This is a genomic window from Methylobacterium sp. A52T, from assembly GCF_053346095.1.
Genome location: NZ_JBKFBI010000263.1, coordinates 1 through 3,006 on the forward strand (window position 1 = coordinate 1; position 3,006 = coordinate 3,006).

Here is a 3,006-nt window from a genome sequence, read left to right on the forward strand (position 1 = left end):
CCCCCCCCGCTGCCCCCCGCCCGGCGGCGGCTCTGGCTGGCCGAGCGGCTCGGCGACCCGGCCGGGCGCGGCGCCTACGTCATGGTCGGACATATCCGGTTCGGAGGCCCGCTGGAGCCCGACCGGCTCGCCGCGGCCCTGCGCCGGGTCGTCGCCCGGCACGCTGTGCTGCGGACCGGCTATCCGACCGGCGAGGACGGCCTTCCGGAGCCCCGGATCGCCGAGGCGGTCGCCCTCGACGTGCCCGTCGACGACCTCACCGGCCTCGATCCGGGCGCCCGCGAGATCCGGGTCGCCGCGTGCGAGGCCGCGGAGGCCGCCGCGCCGTTCGACTTCGCCGTGCCGCCGCTCCTGCGCGCCCGGCTCCTGCGCCTGGCCGCCGACGATCACCGCCTCGTCGTGGCCCTCCACCACCTCGTCGGCGACGGCTGGTCGGTCGGCGTGCTGCTCTCCGAACTCGGGGCCGCCTATCGCGGCGCGGAGGTGCCGCCCCTCCCCGTCCAGTACGCGGACTTCGCGCGCTGGCACCGGGCGGCCGTCGCGCGCGCGGCGGCGGCCGAGACCGCGTTCTGGCGCGGGCACCTCGCGGCGGTGCCCGCCCTGCTGCCCCTGCCGACGGACCGGCCGCGGCCGGCGGTCCCGTCGCAGGCCGGCGGCTCCGTCCGGTTCGAACTGCCGGGGTCGCTGGTCGCCCGCCTGGCGGAGCTGGGCCGGGCGCGCGGCGCCTCGCCGTTCGTCGTGCTGCTCGCGGGCTTCCAGGCCCTGCTCCATCGGCTGAGCGGGGCCGAACGCTTCGTCGTCGGCACCGACGTCGCGGGGCGGCCGCACCCCGAGCTGGCCGGGCTGATCGGCTTCTTCGTCAACGTGCTGCCGATCCGGGCGCGCCTCGACGGCGCCCCGTCCTTCGCCGCGCTGATCGAGCGCGTCCGCGAGGATGTCCTCGCCGCCTTCGAGCACGCCACCCTGCCCTTCGACCGGATCGTCGACGCCCTCGACATCTCGCGCGCCCGCGCCCGGCCACCCCTCGTCCAGGCCCTGTTCGTGATGCAGAACGCGCCGCCCGGCGATTTCGGGGTCCCGGGGCTCGCGGCCGAGGCCCGGGCGGCCAGCGCGCACGGCTCGAAATTCGAGATGGCGCTCTTCCTCGACCCGCCCGCGCCGGGGGGCGGGATCGCGGCCGAGTGGGTCTTCGCCACGGCCCTGTTCACCCCCGAACGCGTCGCGCGCCTCGCGGAGGCCTACGCGACGCTGCTCGCCGCCGCAGCCGCCGCGCCCGCGGCCCCGCTCCCGACCCTGCTGCCCGGCCTGCCCGACCTTCTGCCCGCGCTCCCGCCCTCACGAGACCCGGAGGACCCCGTCATGTCGAACACCGCCCCAACGCTCCCGCGCGCCGGCCGGCTGGAAGCGAAGCTCGACAAGCTCAAGGGACTGGGCGCCGGCAAACCCGCCGCCGCCGCGGGCGAGCCGGCCCGCCTCTCGACCCTGGCGCCCGGGCGCGACTTCCCCCTCGTGATCGAGCCGCTGTCGGCCGACGTCGACGCGGTGGCCTGGGCGACCGCCCAGCGCGACTGGGTCGAGGGCAAGCTGCGCCGCCACGCCGGCCTGCTGCTGCGCGGCTTCGGCATCGCGACCCCGCAGGAATTCGAGGCCTTCGCCGAGGCGCTGCAGCCCGGCCTCTACGGCGGGTACGGCGACCTGCCCAAGAACGAGGGCGGGAAGAACACCTACCGCTCGACGCCCTACCCCGAGCGGGAGATGATCCTCTACCACAACGAGAGCAGCCACCTGCATGCCTGGCCGCGCAAGCAGTGGTTCTTCTGCCAGCAGCCGTCGCCGGTGGGCGGCGCGACGCCCATCGTCGACTGCCGCGCGCTGTACCGGCAGCTGCCGCAGGCGATCGCCGACCGCTTCGAGCGCCTGGGGCTGATCTACGTCCGCACCTTCACGGAGCGCTTCGACGTCGACTGGCGCCGGTTCTTCCACACCGAGGATCGCGCGGCCGTGGAGGCCCGCTGCCGGGCCGAGGGCGTCGACTTCGCCTGGCTCGACGCGGACACGCTCCAGACCCGCACGCGCTGCCCGGCCGTGATCACCCACCCGCTGACCGGCGAGAAGTCGTTCTTCAACCAGGTGCAGCTGCACCACCCGCGCTGCCTCGACCCCGAGGTGCGCGCCGACCTCCTCGGCCTCGTAGGGCCGGAGCGGATGCCGCGCGACGTGCTCTACGGCGACGGCACGCCGATCGAGGACGCGGTGATGGACGAGGTCGGCCGCCTCTACGAGGCGATCGCCGTGCGCTTCGACTGGCGCCCCGGCGACGTGGTGATGCTCGACAACATGCTCGCCGCCCATGCCCGCGACCCCTACGAGGGGCCTCGCCGGATCGTCGTCGCCATGGGCGACATGGTCGAGCGCGGCGCGGTCACGGGAGCGGCGGCATGACCGGCGCGGCGATGACCGGCGCGGCAATGACCGGCGCGGCAATGACCGGCGCGGCAATGACCGGCGCGGCGATGACCGGCGCGGCAATGACCGGCGCGGCGATGACCGGGGCGCCGGCCTCCCTCGCGGCGGCGCCGACCCGGGCGCTGACCCCCGAGCAGCGCGCCTGCCTCGACGAGACCGGCACCGCGCCGAACCTCGTCGCTGAGATCGACCTGCCCGGGCCGGTCGAGGCGGACCGCCTCCGCCGCGGCCTCGCCGCGGTCGCCGCCCGCCACGACGCCCTGCGCACCGCCTTCGTGCGCGAACCGGGCTTCCGCGGCCTGCGGCAGGCCGAGGCCGGCGCGCCCGCTATCCCGCTCGATACCGGCGCGCCGCAGGGAGACGTCGGGACCGTCGGCCTCGCGCCGGAGCGCGGCCAGACCCTCGCGGCCGTCCTCCTGCCGGGCGCGACGCCGCGGCTGCGCCTCGTCGCCAGCGCCCTCGCGGTCGATGCCGGCAGCCTCGACCGCGTCCTGTCGGAGGTCGCGGCCGCCTGCGCGGACGACGCGGCGCCCGGCGCCG

The 3,006-nt window shown here is 76.8% G+C and carries 2 protein-coding genes; both read left to right on the forward strand.

Going from position 1 to position 3,006, the window contains the following annotated elements:
* Positions 1-2,442, forward strand: a 2,442-nt coding sequence (locus ACLBYE_RS30085; RefSeq protein ID WP_447696966.1) for a condensation domain-containing protein, incomplete at its 5' end; no start/stop codon positions are given.
* Positions 2,439-3,006: pentapeptide repeat-containing protein (locus tag ACLBYE_RS30090; protein ID WP_447696967.1), on the forward strand; the 568-nt coding region annotated here is incomplete at its 3' end. The genes ACLBYE_RS30085 and ACLBYE_RS30090, both read left to right, overlap by 4 nt.